The sequence below is a fragment of the Streptomyces luteosporeus genome (assembly GCF_039532865.1).
Classification (GTDB): Bacteria; Actinomycetota; Actinomycetes; order Streptomycetales; family Streptomycetaceae; genus Streptomyces; species Streptomyces luteosporeus.
The window spans coordinates 1-25,281 of sequence record NZ_BAAASL010000021.1; the positions used below are offsets into that span (position 1 = coordinate 1).

22 protein-coding genes are annotated in these 25,281 nt (G+C 73.7%); 12 read left to right on the forward strand and 10 right to left on the reverse strand.

Annotated features, from left to right (window positions below; genetic code table 11):
- Window positions 1-106: 106 nt before the first annotated feature.
- The gene (locus tag ABD361_RS24235; RefSeq protein ID WP_344437891.1) at window positions 107-1,351 is read right to left on the reverse strand and encodes a helix-turn-helix domain-containing protein; all 1,245 of its coding nucleotides are present in this window, start codon (window positions 1,349-1,351) and stop codon (window positions 107-109) included.
- 320 nt (window positions 1,352-1,671) lie between these two features.
- On the opposite strand from ABD361_RS24235, the gene ABD361_RS24240 reads away from it, so the two are divergent.
- From ABD361_RS24240 to ABD361_RS24250, 3 genes are all read left to right on the forward strand, one after another.
- Window positions 1,672-2,766: a YihY/virulence factor BrkB family protein gene (locus tag ABD361_RS24240; protein WP_425583310.1), complete on the forward strand. Its 1,095-nt coding sequence runs from the start codon at window positions 1,672-1,674 to the stop codon at window positions 2,764-2,766.
- A 193-nt stretch (window positions 2,767-2,959) separates the two neighbouring features.
- Window positions 2,960-4,054: a ribosome small subunit-dependent GTPase A gene (rsgA, locus tag ABD361_RS24245; RefSeq protein WP_344437897.1), complete on the forward strand. Its 1,095-nt coding sequence runs from the start codon at window positions 2,960-2,962 to the stop codon at window positions 4,052-4,054.
- Between the two features lie 230 nt (window positions 4,055-4,284).
- Window positions 4,285-5,763, forward strand: coding sequence for an AlkA N-terminal domain-containing protein (locus ABD361_RS24250; RefSeq protein ID WP_344437899.1), 1,479 nt, complete (start codon window positions 4,285-4,287; stop codon window positions 5,761-5,763).
- A gap of 444 nt (window positions 5,764-6,207) precedes the next feature.
- Here the strand turns inward: ABD361_RS24250 and ABD361_RS24255 are convergent, their stop codons facing one another.
- A complete protein-coding gene (locus ABD361_RS24255) occupies window positions 6,208-6,873 on the reverse strand; it encodes a helix-turn-helix transcriptional regulator (RefSeq protein ID WP_344437901.1) in 666 nt (221 codons plus the stop codon).
- Window positions 6,874-7,042: 169 nt separating this feature from the next.
- On the opposite strand from ABD361_RS24255, the gene ABD361_RS24260 reads away from it, so the two are divergent.
- Both ABD361_RS24260 and ABD361_RS24265 read left to right on the forward strand, forming a co-directional pair.
- A complete protein-coding gene (locus tag ABD361_RS24260) occupies window positions 7,043-8,737 on the forward strand; it encodes a protein phosphatase 2C domain-containing protein (RefSeq protein WP_344437903.1) in 1,695 nt (564 codons plus the stop codon).
- 146 nt (window positions 8,738-8,883) lie between these two features.
- Complete coding sequence (locus ABD361_RS24265; RefSeq protein ID WP_344437905.1) at window positions 8,884-9,420, forward strand: ATP-binding protein; 537 nt, start codon at window positions 8,884-8,886, stop codon at window positions 9,418-9,420.
- Window positions 9,421-9,455: 35 nt separating this feature from the next.
- Here ABD361_RS24265 and ABD361_RS24270 read toward each other — a convergent pair whose 3' ends face one another.
- Window positions 9,456-10,520, reverse strand: a complete 1,065-nt coding sequence (locus tag ABD361_RS24270) for a DUF2637 domain-containing protein (protein WP_344437907.1) — start codon at window positions 10,518-10,520, stop codon at window positions 9,456-9,458.
- Between the two features lie 305 nt (window positions 10,521-10,825).
- Here ABD361_RS24270 and ABD361_RS24275 point away from each other — a divergent pair, with 305 nt between their 5' ends.
- Window positions 10,826-11,545: a GntR family transcriptional regulator gene (locus ABD361_RS24275; protein ID WP_344437909.1), complete on the forward strand. Its 720-nt coding sequence runs from the start codon at window positions 10,826-10,828 to the stop codon at window positions 11,543-11,545.
- A 243-nt stretch (window positions 11,546-11,788) separates the two neighbouring features.
- On the forward strand, window positions 11,789-13,336 hold the full coding sequence (locus tag ABD361_RS24280; protein ID WP_344437911.1) for a N,N-dimethylformamidase beta subunit family domain-containing protein: 1,548 nt from the start codon (window positions 11,789-11,791) through the stop codon (window positions 13,334-13,336).
- A gap of 15 nt (window positions 13,337-13,351) precedes the next feature.
- On the opposite strand, the gene ABD361_RS24285 is transcribed toward ABD361_RS24280, so the two are convergent.
- The 4 genes from ABD361_RS24285 to ABD361_RS24300 form a co-directional block, all read right to left on the reverse strand.
- A complete protein-coding gene (locus ABD361_RS24285; RefSeq protein ID WP_344437914.1) occupies window positions 13,352-14,773 on the reverse strand; it encodes an FAD-dependent monooxygenase in 1,422 nt (473 codons plus the stop codon).
- A gap of 29 nt (window positions 14,774-14,802) precedes the next feature.
- The gene (locus ABD361_RS24290; RefSeq protein ID WP_344437916.1) at window positions 14,803-15,477 is read right to left on the reverse strand and encodes a VC0807 family protein; all 675 of its coding nucleotides are present in this window, start codon (window positions 15,475-15,477) and stop codon (window positions 14,803-14,805) included.
- Window positions 15,478-15,510: 33 nt separating this feature from the next.
- On the reverse strand, window positions 15,511-16,116 hold the full coding sequence (locus ABD361_RS24295; RefSeq protein WP_344437918.1) for a TetR family transcriptional regulator: 606 nt from the start codon (window positions 16,114-16,116) through the stop codon (window positions 15,511-15,513).
- A 139-nt stretch (window positions 16,117-16,255) separates the two neighbouring features.
- A complete protein-coding gene (locus ABD361_RS24300) occupies window positions 16,256-16,657 on the reverse strand; it encodes a hypothetical protein (RefSeq protein WP_344437920.1) in 402 nt (133 codons plus the stop codon).
- Between the two features lie 187 nt (window positions 16,658-16,844).
- Here ABD361_RS24300 and ABD361_RS24305 point away from each other — a divergent pair, with 187 nt between their 5' ends.
- A complete protein-coding gene (locus ABD361_RS24305) occupies window positions 16,845-17,759 on the forward strand; it encodes a LysR family transcriptional regulator (RefSeq protein ID WP_344437923.1) in 915 nt (304 codons plus the stop codon).
- A gap of 42 nt (window positions 17,760-17,801) precedes the next feature.
- Here the strand turns inward: ABD361_RS24305 and ABD361_RS24310 are convergent, their stop codons facing one another.
- The 3 genes from ABD361_RS24310 to ABD361_RS24320 form a co-directional block, all read right to left on the reverse strand.
- A complete protein-coding gene (locus ABD361_RS24310) occupies window positions 17,802-18,380 on the reverse strand; it encodes a pyridoxamine 5'-phosphate oxidase family protein (RefSeq protein ID WP_344438099.1) in 579 nt (192 codons plus the stop codon).
- A gap of 60 nt (window positions 18,381-18,440) precedes the next feature.
- Complete coding sequence (locus tag ABD361_RS24315; protein WP_344437925.1) at window positions 18,441-19,529, reverse strand: globin domain-containing protein; 1,089 nt, start codon at window positions 19,527-19,529, stop codon at window positions 18,441-18,443.
- 473 nt (window positions 19,530-20,002) lie between these two features.
- On the reverse strand, window positions 20,003-20,818 hold the full coding sequence (locus ABD361_RS24320) for a class I SAM-dependent methyltransferase (protein ID WP_344437927.1): 816 nt from the start codon (window positions 20,816-20,818) through the stop codon (window positions 20,003-20,005).
- Window positions 20,819-20,958: 140 nt separating this feature from the next.
- On the opposite strand from ABD361_RS24320, the gene ABD361_RS24325 reads away from it, so the two are divergent.
- The 4 genes from ABD361_RS24325 (at window position 20,959) to ABD361_RS24340 (ending at window position 25,228) form a co-directional block, all read left to right on the forward strand.
- On the forward strand, window positions 20,959-22,209 hold the full coding sequence (locus ABD361_RS24325; RefSeq protein WP_344437930.1) for a helix-turn-helix domain-containing protein: 1,251 nt from the start codon (window positions 20,959-20,961) through the stop codon (window positions 22,207-22,209).
- Between the two features lie 284 nt (window positions 22,210-22,493).
- Window positions 22,494-22,949, forward strand: a complete 456-nt coding sequence (locus tag ABD361_RS24330) for a hypothetical protein (protein ID WP_344437932.1) — start codon at window positions 22,494-22,496, stop codon at window positions 22,947-22,949.
- Window positions 22,950-22,958: 9 nt separating this feature from the next.
- Window positions 22,959-23,402 carry a GNAT family N-acetyltransferase gene (locus ABD361_RS24335; protein WP_344437934.1) on the forward strand — a complete coding sequence of 148 codons (444 nt, stop codon included), beginning with the start codon at window positions 22,959-22,961 and terminating at the stop codon, window positions 23,400-23,402.
- A 344-nt stretch (window positions 23,403-23,746) separates the two neighbouring features.
- The gene (locus tag ABD361_RS24340) at window positions 23,747-25,228 is read left to right on the forward strand and encodes an MFS transporter (protein WP_344437936.1); all 1,482 of its coding nucleotides are present in this window, start codon (window positions 23,747-23,749) and stop codon (window positions 25,226-25,228) included.
- Window positions 25,229-25,281: the final 53 nt, after the last annotated feature.

Here is a 25,281-nt window from a genome sequence, read left to right on the forward strand (position 1 = left end):
CGGACGGGCTGCAATCCAGCCCGTCCGGCGTTTGAGGACCGGGGTCCGGGGCGGAGCCCCGGGAGACGGGGAGAGGGCGGGGCTGGGGAACCGCCCGCCGCAGGCGCTACGCGCGCCGCGCCGCCACGATCGCCGGTGCCGTCGAGTACGGCAGCAGGTCCGCCGGGTCCGGCGGCGTCCGCAGCTCCACCCGTAAGCCGTCGGCGAACCGGTACGGCCGGTGCCCCAGCACACCCCCCAGCGTGCGCCGCAACCGCGACAGTTCCGCCCGTACCGTCACCGTCCGGCTCGCGTCGCCGAACAGGTCCGCCGCCAGCTCGGCCGCCGTCCGCCCCGCGGGGTGCCGTGCCAGCAGGTACAGCAGCTCGGCGTGGCGCGGGCTGAGTTCGTGGGACCACCGCCCGGAGGGGCCGGAGACGGTGACCGTCCAGCAGCGGGCGAGGCGCAGGTCGAGCACGACGCTGCCGGGCGGCGCGTCCGCGTCGCGGGCCTCGTCCAGCCGCAGCAGCCAGCCGTCGGGCAGGGGCTCGACGGTGCAGGGGCCGAGGGAGGGCAGCCACGCGGGCCCGGGCCGTACGTCGCGCGGCAGCACGACCCGCCCGAGCGGTGCCATGCCGCTGACCGCCGCCGTCCAGCCGTCGCGGTCGACGGCCAGGGCCCGGCCGCCGAGCCGGGCGAGCATGGGGGCCGCGACCGAGCGCAGCCGGTCGACGGACTCCCAGTGCCGGGTGCGCAGCTCCGCCTCGGCCACTTTGGCGACGGCCGTCACCAGGGCGAGGGTGGCGGGGTTGAAGGCGGGGGCGGGGCCGCTGACGTTGAGCACGCCCAGCAGCCGTCCGTCGCGCGGGTCGTGCAGGGGGGCCGCGGCGCAGGTCCAGGAGTGGTGGCTGCGCACGTAGTGCTCGGCGGAGTGCACCTGCACGGGGCGGCGCTCGACGAGGGCGAGCCCGATGCCGTTGGTGCCGACCTGTTCCTCCGTCCAGGCGGCGCCGACTTCGAAGCCCAGCCGGTCGGCGCTGCGGCGCACTCCCGCGGTGCCCTCGCGCCACAGCAGCCGTCCGTCGGCGTCGGCGACCACGATCAGGTGGTGGACGGCGTCCACCGTCTCCCGCAGGCCCTCGCGCACCTGCGGCAGCAGCCCGGCCAGCTGGGAGGCGTGGCGGCGGTGCTCGATCTCGTCGGGCCCGATCGGCGCGGCGGGCCGGCCGGTCTCGGGGTCGACGCCGTGCCGGCGCACGCGGTGCCACGACTCGCCGATCAACGGACGCGGGCGTGCGGGCGGCGCCTGGCCGGCGAGCGTCGCCTCCCACACGGCGGGCAGCTGCCCCGCATCGATTGGTATGCGCTTCACGCTGCAATGGTGCCCGTCGGGGACCCTGCCACGCCGGTGCATCGGCGATATTGCAACGCCGTGCAACCATTGTGGGCGACCCGCCCCAGGGCGGAAGGTGACGGTGAGCGGCCGGAGGGTGGTGCCGAGTCGGCGCAGCATCACCCTCCGCGGCCCCTCCACCTGCGCCGCCGTACCCCCGCCCGCGCCCGGTCCGCCGGGTGAAGCGAGGTGCCCGCGGCGGATACGGTTAGCGCGTGCAGGCAGCAAAAGAACATTCGGGCCGGCCCGGCCGGCTCCACAGGGCCCGGGCCCTGTACCGGAACGTCTCCAAACGCAGGATGGCCTGGCTGCTCCTGAAGGACACGGTCAACTCCTGCATGGAACACCGGGTCACCGGACTGGCCGCGGAGGCCGCCTTCTTCACCCTGCTGTCGCTGCCGCCGCTGTTCCTCGGCCTGATCGGCCTGCTGCAGTACCTGGACGACTGGACGGGCACCCGCACGATCCCGGGCATCCAGGAGAACATCCTGACGGCCTCGGCCGCCGTGCTCTCCGAGAAGGGCACCCGGCAGATCGCCGAGCCGCTGGTCAGCGAGGTCATCAAGATCGGCCGGCCGGAGATCATGTCGGTCGGCTTCGCCATCGCCCTGTGGTCCGGCTCGCGGGCGGTCAACGTCTTCGTCGACACCATCACGATCATGTACGGGCTGGAGGGCAAGCGCGGCATCATCCGTACCCGGCTGCTGGCCTTCCTGCTCTACCTCGTCGCCCTCGTCGTCGGGGCCGTCGCGCTGCCGCTGATGGTGGTGGGCCCGGAGACGGTCGTCCACCTCGTGCCCTGGAGCGCGGACGTCGTCCGCTTCCTGTACTGGCCGGTGGTCATCGTGCTGTCGGTCGCCTTCCTGACCACCCTCTACCACGTGTCCGTGCCCGTGCGTTCACCCTGGGCCGAGGACATCCCCGGGGCGTTCGTCGCCCTGACCATGTGGGTGCTCGGCAGCTTCCTGCTGCGCATCTACCTCACCCACACCGTCGAACGCGTCACCATCTACGGCTCGCTGGCCGCGCCCGTCGCCGTCCTGCTGTGGATCGGCGTCTCGGCGTTCGCGGTGCTCGTCGGCGCCGCCGTGAACGCGGCCCTGGACCGCGTGTGGCCCTCCGTCACCACCGCGGCCGCCCGCGCCGAGGTCGACAGGCTGCGCGCGGCCGCCGCGGCCCGCGTGGCCGCCGAGCGGGCCGCCATCGCGCTGGTGCACGAGATCGACGACGACCCCTACGAGGAGCCCGAGGACGGCGTGATGGGCCAGGACCGCGAGCCGCCCTCGGAGTTCCCCGAGCGCTGGGCCCAGTTCCTGCCGCCCGAGGACGTCCGCTCCCGGCTCCACAAGCCCGAACAGGGGCCCAAGCACGCCAAGCCCCACCGCAAGGGCTGAGAACCGAGAAGGAGCGAGGAGGAGGGAGAAGGCGGAGGGAAAAACCCTTCGCGACCGGCCGCACCCGCGCCCTACGATCCGGGTGACCGACCGAGCTCAACAGGAGGTGAGTACGCAATGGCTGCCGTCGTCACGGGCCTTGCCCGCACTCAGAAGCAGATCCATTCCCCCTCCTTCGATAAGGACCACCACCTTGTCCGAGCTCAGCTCCGACCACCCGCTCGCCCCCTACGGCTGGGACGCGGGCTTCGCTGACGACTTCGCCGCCCACGCCGCCGAGGGCCTGGTGCCCGGGCGGATCGTGCGCGTCGACCGCGGCCGCTGCGACCTCGTCGTCGCCGACGGCGACGGCGTCCGCACGGTCCTGGCCGACACCTCCCTGGTCGCCACCGGCGACCCGGTGGCCATCATGTGCACCGGCGACTGGGCCGCCGTCGACCTCGCCGGCGGCTTCGTCCGCGCCCTGCTGCCGCGGCGCACCGCCTTCGTGCGGTCCGCCTCCTCCAAGCACTCCAAGGGCCAGATCCTGGCCGCCAACATCGACGCCGCCGTGGTGGCCGTCTCCCTCGCCGCCGAGCTCGACCTCGGCCGGGTGGAGCGGTTCCTCACGCTGGCCTGGGAGAGCGGCGCCGAGCCGCTCGTCGTGCTGACCAAGGCCGACCTCGTCCCCGACCCGGTCGTCCTCGCGCATCTGATCGCCGACACCGAGACCGCCGCCCCCGGCGTGCAGGTGCTGGCCGTCAGCGCCGAGGAGGGCGAGGGCGTCGACGTCCTGGCCGCCGTGCTCGCCGGCCGCACCTCCGTGCTGCTGGGGCAGTCCGGGGCCGGCAAGTCCACCCTCGCCAACGCCCTGCTGGGCGCCGAGGTCCAGACGGTGCAGGCCGTGCGCGACCGCGACGGCAAGGGCCGGCACACCACCACCACCCGCAACCTGCTGCCCCTGCCCGGCGGGGGCGTCCTCATCGACACCCCCGGGCTGCGCGGGGTGGGCCTGTGGGACGCCGAGGGCGGTGTCACCCGCACCTTCACCGAGATCGAGCGGCTGGCCGGCGACTGCCGCTTCCAGGACTGCGCCCACACCGTCGAGCCGGGCTGCGCGGTGCTGGCCGCGGTCGACGCCGGCGAGCTCCCGCAGCGCCGCCTCGACAGCTACCACAAGCTGTTGCGCGAGAACGAGTGGATCACCTCCCGCACGGACGCGCGGCTGCGTGCGGAGATCCGCCGCGAATGGAAGCGCAAGCAGGCGGAGGGCCGCATGATGTACGAGCGCAAGCGCAGCGCCCCGTAGGGGCGCGGGGAACTGCGCGATCAGCCACGACGCGCCCGCAGTCGGAGTGCCGTGCTGCGCCCGGGCCCCAGGGGTGGTGCGTCGCCTGCGGGCCGTCGTTGGCCGATCGCGCAGTTCCCCGCGCCCCTACGGGGCGCCGTGGCATGGCCGGCGACGGCCCTCGCCCCCGGGCGAAGGCCGTGTCCGATTTCCGCCAGTGCCACAGCGGCCGGTGCCGCAGACTGGTACTCATGACGGCCCCCGCACCCCTGCTCGACGACACCCGCTACCAAGCCGTCCGCAGCCGGGACGCACGCTTCGACGGAGAGTTCTTCTTCGGCGTGACGAGCACCGGCATCTACTGCCGTCCCAGCTGCCCGGCCGTGACCCCCAAGCGCGCCAACGTGCGCTTCTACCCCTCGGCCGCCGCCGCCCAGCAGGCCGGCTTCCGCGCCTGCCGGCGCTGCCGTCCCGACGCCGCCCCCGGCTCCGCCGCATGGAACGTCCGTGCCGACCTCGCCGGCCGGGCCATGCGCCTGATCGGCGACGGCGTCGTCGACCGCGAGGGCGTCGCGGGCCTTGCCACGCGCCTGGGCTACAGCTCCCGCCAGGTCCACCGGCGGCTCACCGAGGAACTGGGCGCCGGCCCCGTCGCCCTCGCCCGCGCCCAGCGCGCCCACACCGCGCGCATCCTGCTGCAGACCACCGGCATGCCGATCACCGAGATCGCCTTCGCCGCCGGCTTCGCGAGCGTACGGCAGTTCAACGACACCGTCCGGGCCGTGTACGACCGCACCCCCAGCGAGCTGCGCGCCGCCCCCGCCCACCGGCGGGCCCCCGACGGCGCGGCGGCCGCCGGCATCCCGCTGCGGCTCGCCCACCGCGGCCCCTACGCCGCCGGGCAGGTCTTCGGCTTCCTGGCCCGCCGGGCCGTCCCCGGCGTGGAGGAGGTGCTCGGCCCGCCCGGCGGGCGCACCTACCGCCGCACCCTGCTCCTGCCCTACGGCACCGGCATCGCCGAGGTCACCGAGCCCGCCCCCGACCGGGAGACCGGCAACTGGCTCGGGTGCCGGCTGCGCCTGACCGACCCGCGCGACCTGTCGGCCGCCGTGCAGCGCGTACGCCGCCTGTTCGACCTCGACGCCGACCCGTACGCCGTCGCCGAGCACCTCGGCGCCGACTCCCGGCTGCGACCCCTGGTCGCCGCCCGGCCCGGGCTGCGCTCGCCCGGCGCCGCGGACGGCGCCGAACTGGCCGTGCGCGCCGTCCTCGGCCAGCAGGTCTCCGTCGCCGCCGCGGCCGGCCTCGCCGGCGCGCTGGTCGCCGCCTACGGCAAGCCCCTGGCCGCGCCCGACGGCGGCCTGACCCACCTGTTCCCCGAGCCCGGCGTGCTGGCCGGTGCCGGCCTGGAGGAGACGGGCATGCCGCAGCGGCGCCGGGACGCCCTGCGCGCCCTGGCCGCCGCGCTGGCGGACGGCGCCGTCCGGCTCGACCCCGGCGCCGACCGGGAGGAGACCACGCGCGCCCTGCTGGCCCTGCCGGGCATTGGGGAGTGGACGGCCGGGTACGTGCGCATGCGCGCACTGGGCGACCCCGACGTCTTCCTGCCCACCGACGCGGGCGCCCGCCACGGGCTCGCCGCCCTCGGCGCCGGCCCCGCGGACGCGGACGCGTGGCGCCCGTGGCGCTCGTACGCCCTGCACCACCTGTGGCACCACGGCGCCCCGTAGGGGCGCGGGGCAGTGTCGATCTGCGGCTCCGCCGCGCGGGCGCGACAAGCCACGACGTGCCCGCGGACGGAGTTACCGTGCTGCACCCGGGCCTCGGGGTGGTGCGTCGGCTGCGGGCCGTCGGTGGCTGATCGCGCAGTTCCCCGCGCCCCTTACGGGGCGCTGAACGCTCTGGTCGACACCGGCGCGCCCCATAGGGGCGCGGGGAACTGCGCGACAAGCCACGATGCGCCCGCAGGCGGAGTGCCGTGCAGGCCGTCGGTGGCCGATCGCGCCCACGCGGCGGCAGCCGCAGATCGACACCGCCCCGCGCCCTGACGGGGCGCTGCATGACCATTGCCGCTCACCGGCACGCCCGTAAGGGGCGCGGGGAACTGCGCGACCAGCCACAACGGGCCCGCAGATGGACTGCCGGGCTTCGCCCGGGGTCCCGGGCGTGGTGCGTCAACTGCAGGCCGTCGGTGGCCGATCGCGCAGTTCCCCGCGCCCCTTACGGGGCGCTGGCCCTCGCGCCCAGCCCCGCTCGGCCGCGTACCAGCCCAGCTGCAGGCGGGTCGTCACGCCCGCCAGTTCCATCAGCCGCTTCACGCGCCGCTGCACGGTGCGCAGTCCCAGCCCCAGTTGTTTGGCGACGCTCGCGTCCGTCAGCCCGTCCAGCAGCAGTGACAGCACGGCGAGGTCCATGGGGTCGGGGCCGTGGGCGTCGTCCGGCCGTGGTGGCCGTCCGGCCCGCCAGGCGTCCTCGAACAGGCCGACGAGCCGGTCGAGCAGGGGGCCGCCGCGCACGAGCAGCGCGGCCGCGGCCGCGTCCCCGGCGGCCAGTCGCACCAGTGCGGTGCTGCGGTCGGCTATGACCACTTCCGCCGGTATCCGGTCGACGACCCGCAGCCGCCCGGCGTCCTCGGGCACGTGCACTGCCGCGGAGTCCACCACGATCCGCCGGGGCACCGCCCCGCCTCCTGTCGGTCCGTCCGTCAACACGCCGCGTCCATCGGCCACCATGGCGCACACTTCGTTGACGGCGCCCGACCGCAGTCCCAGCAGCCGCCGGACGACCGCGTCGGCACCCGTCACCACCTCCACCGCACCCGCCCGTACAGGCCGTGCCACCGGGCATTCCCCGTGCGGCGCCTGCCGGACGGCGCCCCTGCCCACCGAATCGAGCACGTGACTTCCCTCCCCGTCCCCGGAATCGTCCTCGCGACTTGCGGACATCATCCCTGGGGTGGTGTTCGCCGTGCACTCTTCCCGTATGCCCCGCAGTGTGGACAATAAGGGCATGAGTCAGCAGGGGGACCAGCACGCCGAACAAGAGGACGCCTGGTGGCGCGAGTTGTACGGCCGGAGCGAGTCCGACACCGGGGGCTGCCCGGGCGGCGACAGCCTCGACGAGCGCTTCTCCTCCGCCTCGGCCGTGGTCGGTCCGGAGCCGCTGCGCCCGAGAGCGGAACGCGGCCCCCAGCGGCCCGGGCCGCGGCGGAGCGGACCCGCCGACGAGCCGCCCGCGCCGCCGACCGTGGCCGCCACCGGGCTCTCGCCCGCCCTGGCCGGCGGGGTGCCGCGGCAGACCAAGCGCTGGGTCACCCCGGCGAACCCGGCGAACGGTTCCCTGCCCGTCCCCGCCGCCTCCCGGCACCGCCCGCCGCCCGCGCCGCCCGAAGCGGGCCCCGAGGAGCGGCCGGAGGCGCCGCCGCCCCCCGACCCCCGCACGCGGGTCTCGCCCCCGCCGCCCCTGCCGGTGCCCCGTGAGGCCGCCGCCGCGGCGGAGAGCGCCGGGCCGCCGGCCGAGGTCGCGCGGATCGCCGAGGCCACGGAGGTGACCAAGGCCACCGAGGTGCCCGGCGGCCGGGACGTGCCCGAGGTGCCGGACGCGACCGGTGTACGGGACGTGCTCGACGTACGGACCGTGCGCGACGTCTCCGCGACGGCGGCCGGACTGCGGGCCGGCGGGACGCCCGAGGCGCCCGAACCGGAGCCCGTCCTGCGCTCGCGCAACGGCACCCGGCTGCGCGCCGCCGAGTTCGTCGGCCGGCGCCCCCCGACGTACGACCCCGAGCCGACCTCCTGGCCGCAGGCCGACGCCGGTGCCCTGGAGGACCTCGTCCCCGACACCGTCCTGGACGGCGCCCGCTACGGCACGATGACCCTGCGGGCGGCCTCCCTGCGCGGCGACTCCGCCCGCTTCCGCGGCGAACCGCGCCGCGACGCCCTGCTCACCGCCCGGTTCGGCAGCGGCGAGGCGGCCCTGCTGCTGGTGGCGATGGCCAGCGGCGCACGGGCGGCGGAGGGCGCCCACCGCGCGGCCCGCGAGGTCTGCCAGTGGCTGGCCGGCGCCGTCGGCCGCAGCCACGCCCGGCTCGTCGAGGACATCCACGCCGGCCGCCGCGACGAGCTGAAGGCCGGCCTGCACCGGCTCACCGACCGCACGTACGGGCGGCTGCGCTCCCGCGCGGCCGAACTCGGCCTGCCGTCCACCGAGTACACCGCGGCCCTGCGCTGCCTGCTGCTGCCCACCGACGTGCGCTGCCGCACCCGCCTGTTCTTCGGCGTGGGCCCGGGCGGGCTGTTCCGGCTGCGCGAGGGAGCCTGGCAGGACCTGGACCCCGAGCCGCACGAGGCGGATCCGGTCGCGACCGGGGCGGACCCGCTGTCCGGCTACGACGCCGCCGACCGCATCACCGTCGACCTGGGCATCCAGACCCCCGGCACCGCCCCCGTCATCGACCCGGCCGAGGTGCCGGGCGAGCCCTTCCGCTTCCGGGCCTCCATCGCCCGCCCCGGCGACGCGCTGCTGCTGTGCACCGCCGGCCTGGCCGACCCCTTCCGCGGGGAGGCCGAGCTCGGCGTCCGCCTGGCCGAGCGCTGGGCGGGCACCACCGAGCCCCCGGGCCTCGCGGAGTTCCTCGCCGACGTCCAGCTGCGGGTGAAGGGCTACGCCGACGACCGCACCGCCTGCGCCGTCTGGGAGGAATGAAGAACATCTCGTGAATTCACGGCCCATTGCCCATTGCCCTGTCTTCCTGTCCTGTTGATGCGTCAACAGGAGTCGTTTCCCCTGGCACGGGGCATGCATTGCCGTGAACGTGTTCGATGGCCGGGGAGGGGTCGGGGCGGCGAGGGATGAAGCGGCGGACTGCACACTGGGCGGGCGCGCACGGGCGCGGGGGCAGGCAAGGAGCCGCGGAAGAGGGGACAGAGGGGATATCCGAGGGGGCCGGGGAGGAATCCGGGCCGACGTGGGAAAGACGACTGCGCCCCCATGAGCTCGGCGCCGTCCGGGAGATACGTGCCGGGCTGCGCGCCCTGCTCGCCGGCCGGGCCGGCTCCGAACTGGCCCGCACCGCCGAGCTGCTGGCCAGCGAGCTCGTCACCAATGCCCTGGTGCACACCGACGGCGCCGCCGTGTTCACCGCCCGCCTGACCGGCGGGCGGCTGCACGTCGCGGTGCGCGACTTCCTCTCCCGCCCGCCGGTTGCGGTCGCCGACCCGGCGGCGTGGACCGCGGACGCCTCACCCGGTTCCGGGCCCCTCGCCACCTCCGGGCGGGGCCTGCTGCTCGTCGACTGCCTCGCCGACGCCTGGGGCGTGCGGCGGCACGCCGTCGGCAAGGCCGTCTGGTTCGTCCTCGATCCGGCGCTGCACGCGAAAGAGCCCTGAGCCGGTCGCACGCGACGGCTCAGGGCGGACGAGCGTCAGCCGAACTGCCGCTCGATCTGCGCGAGTTTCGCCTCCAGGGAATCGAGCCGCGGAATGGCCTGTGTGTCGTCCTCCGCGGTGAGGTCGATGGGGTCGGACCTGCCGGCGACCTGCTGCCGGGAGCGGGGGCGCAGGGGAAGGTGGTCCTCGCCGACTATGGAGGGCTCCGCCCCCGCCTGGGAGCCGATCTGGGCCGGTTGCGGGGCGGCCGGCATGGCCGGGCCGGTCATCTCGACCTGCCGGCCGCCGCGGGTCTTGCCCCACCCCACGCGGTACTGCTGCCCGTACGCCTTGAGCCGGGCCCGCTCCAGCTTGCCCGCCTCCCGGCGGCGCATCCGGTGCTGGGCGCGCTGGCGCTTGTCCTCGCGGACCTCCTCCACGGCCTCGTCCAGCGTGCGCACGCCCTCCAGGAGCATGAGCGACCAGGCCCCGAAGGTCTCGCGCGGCGCCCGCAGCCACCGCACTATCCGGATCTGCGGCAGCGGGCGGGGCACCAGTCCCTGCTCGCGCAGCGCGGCCCGGCGGGTCTGCTTGAGCGCCCGGTCGAAGAGCACGGCCGCCGACAGCGACATGCCGGCGAAGAACTGCGGCGCCCCCGCGTGGTCCAGGCCCCTGGGCGCGTGCACCCAGTTGAACCAGGCGGCGGCCCCCGCGAACGTCCACACCAGCATGCGCGAGCCGAGGGCCGCGTCGCCGTGGCTCGCCTCGCGCACCGCCAGCACCGAGCAGAACATCGCGGCGCCGTCGAGGCCGAAGGGCACCAGGTACTCCCAGCCGTCCTTCAGCCCCAGGTTCTGCTGGCCGAAGCCGACCAGCCCGTGGAAGGAGAGGGCCGCCGCGACCGCGGCGCAGCAGAAGAGAAGGACGTACGAGGCCACGCCGTAGACGGCCTCCTTGCGGCGTCTGCGCTCCTCGTTGCGCTCCCAGGAGTCCGTGCCGGCCGCCGTGTCCTCCCGGCCGGGCTGCCGGCCGCGCGCGTACACCGTCACCGCCACCACTGCCCCGATGAGCGCAACGGCACTGGGGAGCGCCCAATTCAGCGGTATGTCGGTCACTCTCATCTTGCTTCCCTTGCATGCAGTACGGCGATTCGCGCGCCATCCTGACGGAATCCCGTCGGCTGCCAAGGGGTTTCGCGGCAACTCCCCGCGAATGGACGGCAAGGATATACGGAGAGCGACGACAGAATTCGAACGGGCAGGGCGGGTAAGGGAATTGTGTTCTCGCCAATCCACTCGATCGGGTGGCGTGGGCGATGTGTGGTGCCGATCGTTAGTAGGCAAGCCTTGCCTTAGTGGGCGGGGTCCGGGGTTTGACCTGCGGGACGGGCCGCCTATGGTTCCGGGTGAACACAGGAGGAACCCCCATGGAGCAGGGCAGACCCCGCAGCCCCCTGGCGCGGCCCCGGGCCGATGTGCCGGCCGCACGGGGAGAGCACACGCACGACGAGAGCGAGTACGCCTACGGACCGCGCCGCACGCCGCAGCGCTACTCCGTGCGCGGCCAGGTCCTCGACGCACTGCGCAGGGCACTGGTCGCCGGCGAGCTCGCCCCCGGCGAGGTCTACTCCGGCCCCGCCCTCGCCGAACGCTTCGGCGTCTCCGCCACGCCCGTCCGCGAAGCCATGCAGCAGCTGGCCCTCGAAGGCGCCGTCGAGGTCGTGCCCAACCGCGGCTTCCGCGTCACCAGCCGCAGCCCCCGCGACCTCGCCGAGCTCGGCGAGGTACGGGCCCTGCTGGAGGTCCCCGTCCTCCTCCGCCTCGCCCGCACCGTGCCCGCCCGCCGCTGGCACGACCTGCGCCCCCTCGCCGAGGACTGCGTACGGGCGGCGGCGACCGGCGACCGGGCCGCGTACGCGGAAGCGGACCGGGCCTTCCACGCGGGCGTCCTGGAGCTCACCGGCAACCGGCAGCTGGTGGCGGTCGCCGCGGAGGTGCACCGGCGGGCCCAGTGCCCGGCGGGGGCACGGCCGCTGGCCGCGGACGCGGCCGAGCACGTCCAGCTGCTCGACGCGCTGGTTGCGCAGGACTTCGCGACGGTGGAAGCGGTGGCGACGCGCCATTGCGGTGCGCCTGCGGCGGGCTGATCCCCAGCCCCGCCCTCTCCCCGTCTCCCGGGGCTCCGCCCCGGACCCCGGTCCTCAAACGCCGGACGGGCTGACAAGTCAGCCCGTCCGGCGTTTGAGGACACCGGGCGCAGCCCGGTCCGGGGGCCGGGGGCTTGCCCCCGGGAAACGGCGAAAGGGCGGGACCGGGGCTCGGCCCGCCGCAGGCGCACCGGCCCTCTCCGGTTGCCGTTCCGGCCCGGGCCCCGCCCAATGGGTACGGACATGGACGACCACACCTGGGACCGTCGCCGCTTCCTCGGCACCAGCGCCGCCGTGGGCGCGGGCGCCCTCCTGGGCGCCTGTGCCCAGGAGGGTGGCGGCCCCGCCTCCGGCGGCGCCCCCGCCGAGAACGAGCGCCCCGGCACCCCCGACTGGCACCTGACCCACCGCGGCCCCGACCGTGCCGTCGAGGGCTACGCCGACCGGGTGAGCGTCCTGCCGGGTGAATCGTTCCGGCTGCACGTCTCCGTCGGCGCCTCCGGCGCCAGCGGTTTCCGGGCGGAGGCGTTCCGCATGGGCTGGTACGGCGGTGCCCAGGCCCGCCGCGTGTGGGCGTCGGAGCACATACCGGCCGGCCCCCAGCCTCTCCCCCGCCCCACCGGCCCCACCCGCACCGTCACCGCGGAGTGGCCGGCCACCACCGAGGTGGGCACGCACGGCTGGCCCGAGGGCTCCTACCTCATCCGCCTCACCGCCGATTCCGGTGAGCAGCGTTACGTACCCCTGACCGTCCGTTCGGCCCGTACCGCCGGCCGGCTGGTGCTGGTGAACGCGACCGGCACCTGGCAGGCGTACAACACGTGGGGCGGCCACAGCCTGTACTACGGTCCCGGCGGCAAGGGCGACTACGCCTCCCGTTCGCTCGTGGTCAGTTGTGACCGCCCGTACGACCGGGACGGTGCGCCGCTGTTCACGACGTACGAGCAGCCGGCGGTGGCGCTGGCCGAGCGTCTGGGGCTGCCGCTGGCGTACGTCACCTCGATGGATCTCGACCGTGAGCCGGGGCTGCTGCACGGTGCGCACGGCGTGGTGTCCCTCGGCCACGACGAGTACTGGACGCCGGCCATGCGGCGCGCCGTCACGGCCGCCCGCGATGCCGGCACCAACGTCGCCTTTCTCGGGGCCAACGCCTGCTTCCGCCGCATCCGGCTGGAGCACGCGGCGAGCGGCGAGCGCCGCCTGGTGGTCTGCTACAAGACCGACTGGCACCTCGACCCGCTCGCCGGCAGCGACGACGCGGCCGTGACGACCGACTGGCGCGAGCCGCCGCACCCGGACCCGGAGAATTCCCTCACCGGCACGCTCTACGAGTCGAACCCGACGTCCGCCGACTACGTGGTCACCGAGCCCGGCCACTGGGTCTTCGAGGGCACCGGTGCGGGGCGCGGCACGGCCTTCCCGAACCTGGTCGGCACCGAGTACGACCGGGTCGACGCAGGTCCCGGCACTCCGCGTCCGCTGCAGATCCTCGCCCACTCCCCGCTGGTGTGCCGCGGGGTGCGGTCCTTCGCGAATTCCGGTTATTACACGACCTCGAGCGGTGCGGGTGTCTTCAACACCGGCACCATGCGCTGGGTCGAGTCGCTCACCGGCGACGGCAGCCATGGCATCCCGCCGGACACGGCCCGCTTCACCGGCCGGGTGACGGCCAATGTCCTGCGCGCCTTCGCCGCCGGTCCGGCGGGCCGTTCGCATCCGGCGCAGGACAACGTCGACGCCCACCACCCGTACGCGGGCGATCCCATCCAGGCCCACCGCGACCTGTGGTGAGCCCGGGCCGGGGGCTCACGGGCGTCCGAACCAGCGTTCCAGGGCCGTCCGCGGCGTCCCCTCCCCCGGCGGCCCGGCCCAGCACACGTACCCGTCGGGCCGTACGAGCACGGCGTCGGCCCCGGTCGCGGCGTCCGCGACGAGGCCCACGCGCTCGCGCCACGGGCCGAGCATGTCCTCGGGGGCCCGGGGCGGGGCCAGCAGCCGTCCGCGGCCGTCGGGGAGGCGTACGCCCGGCATGCGGGCGCCGAGCAGGGGGTGCGGCGGGGCGCCGGGCATGGGGTAGCGGATGCCGAGTCCGGAGACGAGCCCGGCGACGTACCGGTTGGCGTCAGGTTGGGCGAGCATCCCGGCCACGGTCTCCCGCAGGGCGTGCACGTCCTCGTCGGGGTGCACCAGGACGCCCTGGGCCCGGGTGTTGCGCAGGACGCCGGCGCCGACGGGGTGCCGCTCGGCGTGGTACGTCTCCAGCAGGTCCTCGCCGGCGCGGCCGGTGACGACGGAGGCGAGTTTCCAGCCGAGGTTGAAGGCGTCCTGCACCCCGAGGTTGAGCCCCTGGCCGCCGGCCGGGAAGTGGATGTGGGCCGCGTCCCCGGCGAGCAGCACCCGCCCCGCGCGGTACTGCTCGGCCTGGCGGGCGGCGTCGGTGAACCGCGATGCCCAGCGGACCTCCACCAGTTCGGGCCGCACCCCGCCCGCCGGCCGCAGCGCCGCCCGGACCTCGTCCTCGGTGACCGGCGCGTCGCGGTCGCGCTCCTGCTGTTCGGGGCCGCCGAAGAGGAAGCGGAAGACGCCCCCGCCGAGGGGGACGAGGAAGAGCTGTTCGTCGCGGGCGTCGTAGCGCGGCAGCGGCCACTGCGTGGGCAGGGTGCCGTTGTCCGCCAGGACGATGTCGGCGACCACCATCGACAGGCGGCCGTCGCGCCCGGGGAAGGCGATGTGCGCCTCCTTGCGCACGCGGCTGCGCGCGCCGTCCGCGCCGACGGCGTACGCCGCCCGCAGCCGGCGCGTCGTACCGTCCGGGGTGGCGACGGTCGCGGTCACGCCGTCCGCGTCCTGGGCGAGCCCGGTCAGTTCGTGCCCGCGCAGCACGGGCACGTCGTACGCGGCGAGGTTGTCCTCCAGGAACTCCTCCACGCGGGCCTGCGGAATGCCGACCTGGTACGGGAAGGCGGTGTCGAAGACGTCGTAGTCGAGCGGGATGCCGGCGAAGTGGCCGGTGGGCACGGTGGTGAGCGCCCGGTCGAGCACCGGTTCCAGCCAGCCGCGCATGTCGAGCATCTCGGCGGTGCGCGGCTGCAGGTTGAGCGCCCTGGACTGCCCGGAGCGCACCGGTTGCCGCTCCAGGACGACGGCGCGCACGCCGGCGAGTGCGAGTTCGCCCGCGAGGGTCAGCCCGGTGGGGCCGCCCCCGACGACGATGACGTCCGTGTCCATGGCCGCTCCTGTCATCAATGCCTCATGCCTCAGGCCTCGAGCCCGCTGCGGGTGACGTACCACTTGTGGAAGAAGATCAGTCCCGCCAGCACCACCAGCCACTGCACGGTGCTCACGGTCGGTACGAGGTCGACGGGCAGCGTCAGCGCCAGCACGACGCGCACGCCGGCGTCCAGCGTGAGCACCGTCCCCCACACCGCGGTGATCACCCTGATGCGCCGCCGGAACACGGGATTCGCCTCCCACTGCGCCCGCCACTGCCGGAAGCCGTCCTCGCCCACCTTGGCCACGATCAGGGGACGGAACGCCGTCAGCATGAAGGGGCTGCGCGTCGGCAGCGTGCCCAGCACCCACAGGCCGATCAGCGCGGCGAGCCAGCTGTCCCGGACCAGGAGCGTCCGCGGGTCGCCGGTCACCAGCGTCATCAGCGCCCCGACGACCAGGACGGCGAGGGTGAACACCGCCATCCCCTCGATGCGGCGCCGGCGCACCATCCCGTACCCGATCCACGGCACGAGCAGCAGGCTGCCGACCAGGAGCGCGGCCCACTGGTTCACGCCGGCGGCCCGCAGCCCGTAGTAGGCGCCGAGCGGCAGCCCCAGCTCGAACAGCAGCTGCTTGAGCGCGTAGCGGCGGACGGCGGCGGCCTTCTCGGCCCGCGTCCTCACCGGGGTCACCTCGGTCGCCTCGGTCGCTTCCGTCACTGTCTTTCCCCCGCCCTGTTGCCTTCTGTGGTGTTACTTGCGTGTCGCCCGGTCGAAGAGGTCGGCGAGCTCCCGCCCGCACAGGGCGAGATCGAGCCCGGGGTCGGTGGCCGCCCGGCTGATGACGGCGTCGATCGCGCTGCGGATGGCCAGGGCCATCACCCACGGGTCGAACTCGCCGAATTCGCCGGCCGCCTGAGCCGCTCTCATGCGGTCGGCGATGTCGTGCAGGAAGGCGTCCATGGAGGCGTCGAAATCCGGCATGCGGGTGTTGGTCAGCACCTCCACGAGGGCCGGCAGGTGCTTGGGGTACACGGTGAGCGCCGCGATGTTGGACTCGATGTGCGCCCGCAGCCGCCCCCGCGCGGTCGACTCGGCCTCGATGCGCGGCACCATGTACTCGCCGACGACGCGCAGGACCTCAGCGACGACCTCGCGCATGAGGTCGTCCTTCCCCTTGAAGTGGTACGAGATCATCCCGGTGCTGCTCAGCCCGGCCCGCTCCGCGATGCGCGCGAAGGTGGCCTTGCCGTACCCGAGATCGGCGATCACCTCGATCGCCGCCCCCACGATCTGCGCCCGCCGCGCGGCCTCCGTGAACGTGCGCTCCTGCTCGGTCGCGCGGTTGTTTGCTTGCATAAGCAAGACGGTAGCGGCGGTTTGCTCGACTGCGCAAGGAGTTGCGTAGTTGAGCTAATACCTTCCGCTTGCCGACGACGGCGCAGGCCCCGTCCCCCTACGGGGGCGGGGCCTGCACGTCAGCGTGCTCAGTCGCAGGTCACCACTGGGTGATGCCCATCGTCTTCGCCGCGCTGTGAATGGCGTTGTAATGCGGTAGCGACATCCCGGACTTCTTCTGCTTGTCCGGCAGGTGCTTGTCGGTCTGCCGGAACTCGTCGCGGGAAGCGGCCAGCAGGCTGGTTCCATAACTCACCGGCACGTCGTCCTTCCCATGGATGGGGTGCGACTTGGCGGCAGTCTGGCTCCCGGCCTTCGCCAGGATGCTCCGCGCCTGGTTGTACGCGGCGGCCTTGATGGTCTTGGGGTTCGCCACCACCGCGTGCGCGCCGGCCACGGCCGGAGCGTGCCCGGTCCCGGCGGCGACGGCGGGGGCGACCGCCGTGGCGACGGCACCCGCGGTCAGGAGGGCGGCGAGTCCGGTGCGGACGATGAATTTCATCAGTACCTCGCTTGCTCGTTCGCTCGACAAAGCCGGCGACGGAATGCCGGCCGGTGTCCCCACCCTGACGTGACCACGCGTCCGCCGTCCAAGACCTGTTCCGGGACGGCCGATACCGCATGGGCATCACAGCAGTTCATGCGAGACCCACAGGGCTCGCGCCCGTGACGCGCAATACAGTCGGAGCATGTCTGAGACGTCCGACTCGTCCGCGGATCTGGACTTACGCCTGGTGCGCTACTTCACCGTCGTCGCCGAGCAACGGCACTTCGGCCGCGCCGCCGCCGTCCTGCACCTCGCCCAGCCCTCCCTGAGCCGGCAGATCCGCCGCCTGGAGGACCAGCTGGGAGCCCGCCTGCTGGACCGCACTCCGCAGGGCACCCACCTCACCGAGGCCGGAGCCGCCTTCCTGCAGCACGCCCGGACGCTCCTGCGGTCCGCCGCTCAGGCCGTTGCGCAGACCCGCGCAGTGGCCGAGCCCAGCCACATCACCATCGGCTACACCACCGGCCTCATCATCACCCCCGCCGTCCGCGACCTGCGCCACAGGCACCCGGAAGCCGAGGTGCGCACGCAGCACCTGGCATGGAACGAACCGCGCGCGGCCCTGCTGGACCACCACGTCGACGCGGTCGTGGCCCGGATGCCGTTCACGGCCGACGGCCTGCGGGTGACGGTCCTGTACGACGAACCACGGCTGCTCATGGTGCCCGTCGACCACCGTCTCGCCGGAAAGGAGTCCATCACCCTCGACGACATCTCCGACGAACCCATGGTCTGCCTCCCGGACCCCATGTGGAACGCCTTCTGGCGCGTCGACCCCCGGCCCGACGGACGCCGCGCCCCCGACGGCCCCGTCGTGGAAACGATCGAGGACAAACACGAAGCCATCGCGAGCGGCCAGGCCGTGGCCCTCGTACCGGCAGGAGCCCGGACGACCAACCGCCGCCCGGACCTCGTCACGATCCCCGTACGAGGCGTCGAACCGGGCCAGGTCGTCCTCGCCACGCGTGCCGGTGACCACAGGGGCCTGATCACCGGCTTCCGCACGGCAGCCCTGACCCACCTCACACGTCCACCGCAGCCCCGGGACGCGCCCTGACCGGAGCCACGCCCGTTGCCCGGGGCCGCTCGCACCGCGCGATCAACCCGGTCCGCCCGCCGGCCGGTGCGCGCCGTACTCCGGCCGCCGGGGGCTGGTGAAGTACTCGGCGTCCTTCGGCCGGGACGCGTCCCGGCCGACCGGGCGGGGTGCCGGCACCAGATGCGGAATGTACTTGGAGCAGTGGATGTAGGCCTCCTCCACGGCGAGGTGCACCCACATCTCCGGACTGCGGCCCGGCGCGACGTCCGTGGGCAGGCCGGGGTGCATGCGGCGCAGGTCGTGGTCGTAGTAGAGGCGGGCCACGCCGTTGACGTGCAGTCCCACATGATGGTGGGTGAAGTCGACGAAGAGCATGCCGAGATGGGGGTTTTCGAGGACATTGCCGGCGCTGGCCATCACGCCGTTCCCGCGGAATTCCGGATAGGCGAGCGCACGGTCGTCCATCACGTGGACGAATCCGGGCGGACCGGCCCGGAAGCTGGCATCGCATTCGCCTTTCGCGTCGGCGGTGGCCAGGAAGACCATGGCCTGGCGGCCGATGAAGTCCTGCATTTCGGGGGTGAGATGGTCCCGGACCTGCTGGTCGTAGAACCGGGCGGCGCGGTCGGCGGTGCCCATGTGTCGCTGCAGCCGGTGTTCACCTGCTGATGTCACGAAGAGTTCTCCTGGCGGAACGGATCAGGGAGTGGACAGGACCGGCGTTTCAAAGGGGTCGTGGTGGATCCGATCGGTCGGCATTCCGTGCAGTCCGAGCACTTCCCTGGCCGAAATGATCATCTGGGCGGGGCCGCTGAGGAACGCGTCGTGCTCGTACCAGGGCCCATACTCGGCCAGAACCTCCGGCAGGGACCCGCGAATGCCGAAGCTGTACTCGTCGGACACCGCGGCTTTGACCGTCAGCCAGTGGTGCCGCTGGGCCATGCGGAGCATGTCGTCGACCGCGTACAGCTCGGCGCCGGTCCGGGCGCCCAGGAAAAGGCTCACCTGATGGCCCCCGCCTCGCCGGGCCACCTCTTCGACGAGCGCACGGATCGGGGCCAGACCGGTGCCGCCGGCCACGAGGAGCAGCTCGCGGTGCGCGGCCGCGTCGAGGACCATGTCCCCCATCGGCGGCCCCAACCGCACGACGTCGCCCACCGCCGCCCGGTGCGCCAGCGCGTGACTGACCGAACCGCCCGGCACTGCGCGGACGTGAAAGGTGAGGGTGCCGTCCTCGCGGGGCGCGTTGGCGACGGAGTAGTAACGCCACCGCTTCGGCCACCACGGGGTCTCGACGCTCACGTACTGCCCCGCGGCGTACGCGTAGTCGCCCTCGGGCCGTACGGTGATCTCGGTGATGCCGTGACCGCGCGGCAACCGGTGCACGACAGTGCCGGCCCACACGGCGGGCCGCACCGCCTCGTCCTGCTCCGCCGCACTGATCATGACCTGGGCCACGGTGCCGTACGCCTTCGTCCAGGCCGCGGCGATCTCCGGGGTCCACGCGGAGCCGGCGTACCGGGCCAGGGTGTCGAGAAGACACTCGCCGACGGCCGGGAAGTGCGCGGCGAGGGTGCCGAACTTGCGGTGGTCCCGCCCGAGATGCCCGCAGAAACCGACGAGGCTTTCGGCGTCGTCGACCAGATCCACGATCCGCAACAGCGCCCGGAGGAGACGATCGCGCTGGGCGTCCATCCCTTCCGGGAACATCGGACGGACCTCGGGATAACGGGCGAAGAGGATGGCGTAGAAGTAGACCGTTATTTCCCCCGCGAGGGGCTCGACCACCGCCAGGGAAGTCCTTATGAGGTCTATCTCATGGGGCGACAAAGGCGCTTCGGCGGCCTCCGTTTCCCGGGAGGCGGGGGCGGCCGGGGCGACCCCTCGGTCCTCCCGGGACGAACGCGGTGAGGTGCTGCTTGAACGGCCGATCCGGAATCTCAAGGGGACAGCGCCCCTCCACCCACCATGCGGCATGACTTCCGCCATGCCCGGCCGACGGGAACCTCTTGGGAGTCGAAGGGGGCCAACGCAAGTCCTCACTGGAGCGCGGAGTCCGCGAAGCGGATCGAATGATTCCGTATGGATGGCACTCGATCCTCATGGAGAACCAGGGAGTAGGGAAGGTACACATCCACTAGAGCTCCCGGCCGCATCTTGTGGAACTACGCCGACGCAGCCCGGCCGATGTGGCGATTTAGGCCACATATGGCGCACGCCGCGGCTCCCTCGCCCCTCACCGCTGCATTCGAGCCCGCGCCCTACACGCGGCGGCCCCAGGCGGAGATCAGCGGAGAGGTGGAGACGTCGAGGCCGCCCGCGGCAATGTTCGCCAGGTGCCGGTCGATCTCCTCGTCCGTTGCCAGCCCCGCCCCGACCAGCTGGGCACGCACCTGGCGGACGGTCGCCGCCTCCAGGAGGTCGCAGGCCGGTGAGGTGACGGGGAAGTAGCCGTCCGCACGGACGTCTGCCAGCCCCGCGTCCCGCAGGAGCCGGGGCAGCTTGCGGCCGTAGGAGAGGTCGGCGCCGCGCGCCGCCATCAGCGAGCGGAAGCCGGCGCGCAGCTTGTTGGCCAGCTCCTGCTCGGGCCCGTCCTCGTCCAGGCTGATCGACGGCTGCAATGCCGGAGCGGCGTCCTCCACGAGCAACCACCCGCCCGGCCGCAGCGAGGCGACCATCGACCGCAGGGCTCGCTCCCGATCGGACACGTGGATCAGCACCAACCGGGCGTGGACGAGGTCGAAGCCGCCCCCCGGCGGTTCGTCGCGGCCGACGTCGTGCCGCAGCACCTCCACGCCGCTCGCCGCGACGGGGTCGGCCCACGAGGTGTCGATGTCGGTGGCCACGACCCGCCCACCGGGCCCGACCCGGTCGGCCAGCCAGCTCACCACCGTGGTGCCACCGGCGCCCACCTCCCAGCACTTCCACCCCGGCGCGATGCCGAGCTGCTCGATGTGCCGGAAGGTGGAGGGATCGAACAGCTCACCGAGCACACGGAAGCGGATGCCCGCCTCGGTCTGCGCGTTGTCCAGGAGGTAACGGCCGTGGTCGGACGAGGCCGGTGCGGAAGGCGTCATGAGCATGATTCTCACACCTGGCGGAGCGGGCGCGCTGTGACCTTGAGCGCACATCCCGGGACGTCAACTCGGCGTCCCCAGCGGGCCGGTTCCCGCCATACTCTGGTCGTGACGCGCCGTCCGGAGAGAGGCCAACGATCGTGCCATCGGATGCCATCAACGAGCCGTACGCCGACCCCCTGGCGTTCGGGCAGCGGTTGCAGGTGCTGCGCACGCGCCGCGGGATGAGCCGGACCGTCCTCGCCGGGCTGCTCGGCAGGTCGCCGTCGTGGGTGAAGGCCGTGGAGTGCGGCCGGCTCAAGACGCCGAAGCTGGAGGTGATCCTGCGGGTCGCGGAGATCCTCCGCGTGCGCGAGCTGTCCGAGCTCACCGGTGACCAGGGCCTGCGCGTGGATCTCTTCGCCGGCCCGGGCCACGCCCGGCTGCCGGCCGTGCGTGCCGCCGTCGACGCGTTCCCCTGCGTCCCGCCGGGGCGGGCCCCGGCGGTCGCGCAGCTGCGGATGCGACTGGCCGCCGCCTGGCGGGCCCGGCATTCCTCGGCCAACCACCGCGATGTCATCGGCGCGCTGCTGCCGGACCTCATCCGCGACGGGCAGCTGGCCGTCCAGCAGGCCGACCGGGCGGCCGACCGGCGGGCCGCGCAGGCGGCGCTGTCGGAGATCTACAGCCTGAGCCAGTTCTTCCTGGCCTACCAGCCGGATCCCTCGCTCCTGTGGCGCGTGGCCGAGCGCGGCATGGTCGCCGCGCAGCAGTCCGAGGACGCGCACACCATCGGAATCGCCGCCTGGCTGGCCGCGCAGGCCCACCGCGACAGCGGTCCCGCGCACTTCGACGCCGCCGACGCGGTCACGCGGGACACGCTGCGCTATCTGGATCCCCTGCTGCCCGACGCGGCGGACGACGTCCTCGCCATTGCCGGAGCCCTGCGCTTCGAAGCCGGCTACACCGCCGCCCGCCGGGGCGACAGCGGTACGGCGTGGCACCACTGGGACGCGGCCCGGGCCGTGGCCGACCGGCTGCCCGCGGACTACTTCCATCCGGTCACCTCGTTCTCCCGCGCCGTGATGGGCGCGCACGCCGTCACCGTGGCCGTCGAGCTGCACGCGGGCGGCGAGTCGGTGCGGCAGGCGGCCGCCGCGGACGCGCTGGCCATCCCCTCCCGGCCGCGCCGGGCGCGCCACCGCATCGAGGAGGCCCGCGGCTACCACCTCGACGGCCAGCCCGAGGCCGCCCTCGCCGCCCTGGGCAGGGCCTTCGAGACGGCCCCCGAGACGATCCGCTACAACGGCCACGCCCGGACGATCATCCTGGCCGAGTCCGAGGCAATGAGCCCGCACCGCCGTCGCCGCGCGTCCGAGCTCGCGGTGAAGGTCGGCCTGCTGGCCGCGTAGGGCGTGTCCGGCGGCTCTTCGCGCCCGTAAGGGGCGCGGGGAACTGCGCGACAAGCCACGACGCGCCCGCGGACGGAGAGCCGGGCTGCGCCCGGACCCAGGGGTGGTGCGTCGGCTGCGGGCCGTTGGTGGCCGATCGCGCAGTTCCCCGCGCCCCTTCGGGGCGCCGCCGGACAGGCCCCGGACCGCTGCCCCGCGAGGGGGTACGAACTGTGCCCCTTCCGCTCCCGCACCGCGCCTACGGTCCCCTTCGGATCCCGTTCCGTACGCCCCGAAGGAGTACCGTGTCCGCCTCCCGTACCGCCTGGCTCGCCCGGGCCTCGATCGTTCCCGCCGCGACCTTGGACCTGTGGCGCCTCGGGTGCACCGCACCCCTGCTCCCCGGGCGGGAGTGGGACGTCGTGCGGGTCGACTTCGCGTTGGCCGTGGCCGCCGTGCGGCAGCTGAAGGGTGCGGGGCGGCACATCGGGCCGTACCTCATGAGCGGCGCCGAGCGTGCCGTGTGGTGGCTGCTGCCGCTGGGGACGGGATACCGGTTCGCCGGGGAGGGCGGGGTCACCGTCCATCCCGGTGACTGGGCGCTGCTCTCGCCGCCACCCACCAAGTACGTGGGCAATCGCGTCTGGGTCCTCCCCGAGGAGACGCCCCCGGCCCTCACCTCGCCCGGGGAGCTGCTCGGCGCCGTGCGCGGGGCGTTGGGCTCGTCACACTCGCCCGTCGGCGCCGGGCGGCTCGCCTAGGGTGCGGCCATGAAGATCATCGACCTGGCCCCGGGTGACGAGCGGCTCGTCACCGACTTCCTGCCCGTCCTGCGCCAGCTGCGCCCGCACCTCACCGAGGAGACATACCGGGAGGTGTACGCGGAGGGACACGGCTCCGGGCTGCGGTTCTCCGGGGCGTACGACAGCGACGGCCGGTGCGTCGGCGTCGCCGGGTGGCGGATCGTCGTCAACACCAGCACCCTGCGCTCGCTGTACGTCGACGACCTCGTCACCGATGCGGACGCCCGGTCCGGCGGCGTGGGCAAGGCGCTGCTGACGTACCTGCAGGAGCGGGCGCGGGAGGAGGGCTGCCTGCAGTTCACCCTGGACTCCGGCACCCACCGCACCGACGCCCACCGCTTCTACCTGCGCGAGCGGATGTCCATCGTCGCCTTCCACTTCAGCAAGCCGTTGGAAACTTCGGCTGAGTGACCAGCGGTGCGGCGGGGTGTGGGGGAGTTATCGCGTTGCACGGGCGCCGGCGGGGCCTTTACCCTTTTTGGGTTCCGCCTGTGCCCGTTCCGGGGCACCGGCGCCGTGTTTCGAGGTGACGACTTATCTCCCAGGCCACGTAGCCGTCCGCAGTTCCCCACGTTCCGAGGTTTCGAACGTGTCCGGGGGCGGACGTTGCGCTGGCCTGAGTTGCGTCGCCCACCCCCGCCTTTCCCTGTCATTTTCCGGGTGCAGCTCTGCCGGCTGCCCCGGGTTTCCTATGTTCCGGCCCCGGCGCGGCTGACGGCAGGGCTCCCCCGCTTCCTTGCATCAGGAGCCCCGCAGTGCCTTCCCCCGCGCTCGGCAACGAGCCGCAGCACACCGCCGAGCCCCCGGCTCACGACACACCGGACCGGTCGTCGAAGACGACCCGCGCCGCCCGGATCGCCCTTGTGGTGCTCCTGGTCGCCGAGCTCATGGACATCCTCGACCAGTCGGTCGTCCTCACCATCCTGCCCGCCGTCCAGGACTCGACCGGCGCCGAACCGGCGGCCGTGCAGTGGCTGACCGCCGGCTACTCGCTGACCGTCGCCGTCGGGCTGATCACCGGCGGGCGGCTCGGCGACATCCACGGCCGACGCAAGATCCTCCTCATCGGCACCCTCGTGTTCACCCTGGCCTCGCTGCTGTGCGGCATCGCCACCGGCCCTGGTGTGCTGATTGCCGCTCGCGTCGTCCAGGGCGCCGGCGTCGCGGTGATGATCCCCCAGGTCCTGGCCACTCTCCATGTCACCTTCGACGGCGAAAACCGCAGCAGGGCCTTCGGCCTGTACGGGGCCGTCCTGTCGCTCGCCAACGTCCTGGGCCCGGTCCTGGGTGGCGTGATCACCGAGGCCGACCTGATCGGACTGGGCTGGCGGCCGATCTTCCTGATCAACGTACCCGTCGGCCTCGCCGTGATCCTCCTCGGCCGGAGGTTCGTCCCCGAGTCGACGGCGCAGCAGGCCGACCGGCTCGACCTCACCGGCATGCTGCTGTCCGCACTGGCCGTGGTCCTGATCGTCTTCCCGCTCACCGAGGGCCGTTCCCACCAGTGGCCGCTGTGGTGCTTCGCCATGCTCGCCGCAGGGATTCTCGTGCTCGGCGTCTTCCTGCGTCACCAGCAGCACAGGCAGGACAACGCCCCGCTCGTGGCACTGTCCCTCTTCCGGGGCAAGCAGTTCTCCGGCGGCCTGTCCGCCCAGCTGATGCTCGGCCTGCTGTGCGGCCTGTTCTTCACGACCTGGACGCTGTACCTCCAGCGGGGCCTGGGCATGAATCCGCTGATGGCGGCCGCGGCCTTCGTGCTGCTCGCTTTCGGCGAGCTGGCCGGTGCGACGACCGCGATGAGGACCGCCGGGCGCTTCGGGCGCCGCCTGCCCCAGGCCGGAGTCGTGATCGCACTCGCCTCGATGGCGGCCTACGGACTTCAGATCAGCAGCCGGCAGGCCGGCCCGACCCTCCTCGCGATGACCGTCCCGGTCGTGCTGATCGGCTTCGGCCTCGGCATGGTCGGCGGCCCGCTCGCCGACATGTCCCTCGCCGAGGTCCCGCACGAGAACGCCGGTTCCGCCTCGGGCCTGTTCAACACCGCAATGCACCTGGGCATTGCCCTCGGCACCGCGCTGACCGCCCTCGTGTTCTTCGCCGCCACCGGCGGCTCACCCGACGGCGCGATCAACCGCGACGCGTTCACCGGCACCCTCTGGTGGGTCGGCGGCGCCCTCACGTTGATGTGGGCCCTGATGTTCTGCCTGCCCAAGCGCACCAACAGCCGGGCCGGGTGAGCCGGTTCCCCGCGGGGCGCGCCGCAGCCAAGGGAGTGCGGCGCGCCCGTCGG

Bases quoted from the DNA above. Each gene is read 5' to 3' on its own strand.
- ABD361_RS24295 (WP_344437918.1), bottom strand. From the start codon at position 16,116: ATGCAAGCAAACAACCGCGCGACCGAGCAGGAGCGCACGTTCACGGAG.
- ABD361_RS24310 (WP_344438099.1), bottom strand. From the start codon at position 18,380: ATGGGCACCGCCGACCGCGCCGCCCGGTTCTACGACCAGCAGGTCCGG.
- ABD361_RS24280 (WP_344437911.1), top strand. From the start codon at position 11,789: ATGGACGACCACACCTGGGACCGTCGCCGCTTCCTCGGCACCAGCGCC.
- ABD361_RS24270 (WP_344437907.1), bottom strand. From the start codon at position 10,520: ATGAGAGTGACCGACATACCGCTGAATTGGGCGCTCCCCAGTGCCGTT.
- ABD361_RS24265 (WP_344437905.1), top strand. From the start codon at position 8,884: ATGAAGCGGCGGACTGCACACTGGGCGGGCGCGCACGGGCGCGGGGGC.
- ABD361_RS24285 (WP_344437914.1), bottom strand. From the start codon at position 14,773: ATGGACACGGACGTCATCGTCGTCGGGGGCGGCCCCACCGGGCTGACC.
- ABD361_RS24260 (WP_344437903.1), top strand. From the start codon at position 7,043: ATGAGTCAGCAGGGGGACCAGCACGCCGAACAAGAGGACGCCTGGTGG.
- ABD361_RS24300 (WP_344437920.1), bottom strand. From the start codon at position 16,657: ATGAAATTCATCGTCCGCACCGGACTCGCCGCCCTCCTGACCGCGGGT.
- ABD361_RS24275 (WP_344437909.1), top strand. From the start codon at position 10,826: ATGGAGCAGGGCAGACCCCGCAGCCCCCTGGCGCGGCCCCGGGCCGAT.
- ABD361_RS24250 (WP_344437899.1), top strand. From the start codon at position 4,285: ATGACGGCCCCCGCACCCCTGCTCGACGACACCCGCTACCAAGCCGTC.
- ABD361_RS24335 (WP_344437934.1), top strand. From the start codon at position 22,959: ATGAAGATCATCGACCTGGCCCCGGGTGACGAGCGGCTCGTCACCGAC.
- ABD361_RS24320 (WP_344437927.1), bottom strand. From the start codon at position 20,818: ATGACGCCTTCCGCACCGGCCTCGTCCGACCACGGCCGTTACCTCCTG.
- ABD361_RS24305 (WP_344437923.1), top strand. From the start codon at position 16,845: ATGTCTGAGACGTCCGACTCGTCCGCGGATCTGGACTTACGCCTGGTG.
- ABD361_RS24240 (WP_425583310.1), top strand. From the start codon at position 1,672: ATGGCCTGGCTGCTCCTGAAGGACACGGTCAACTCCTGCATGGAACAC.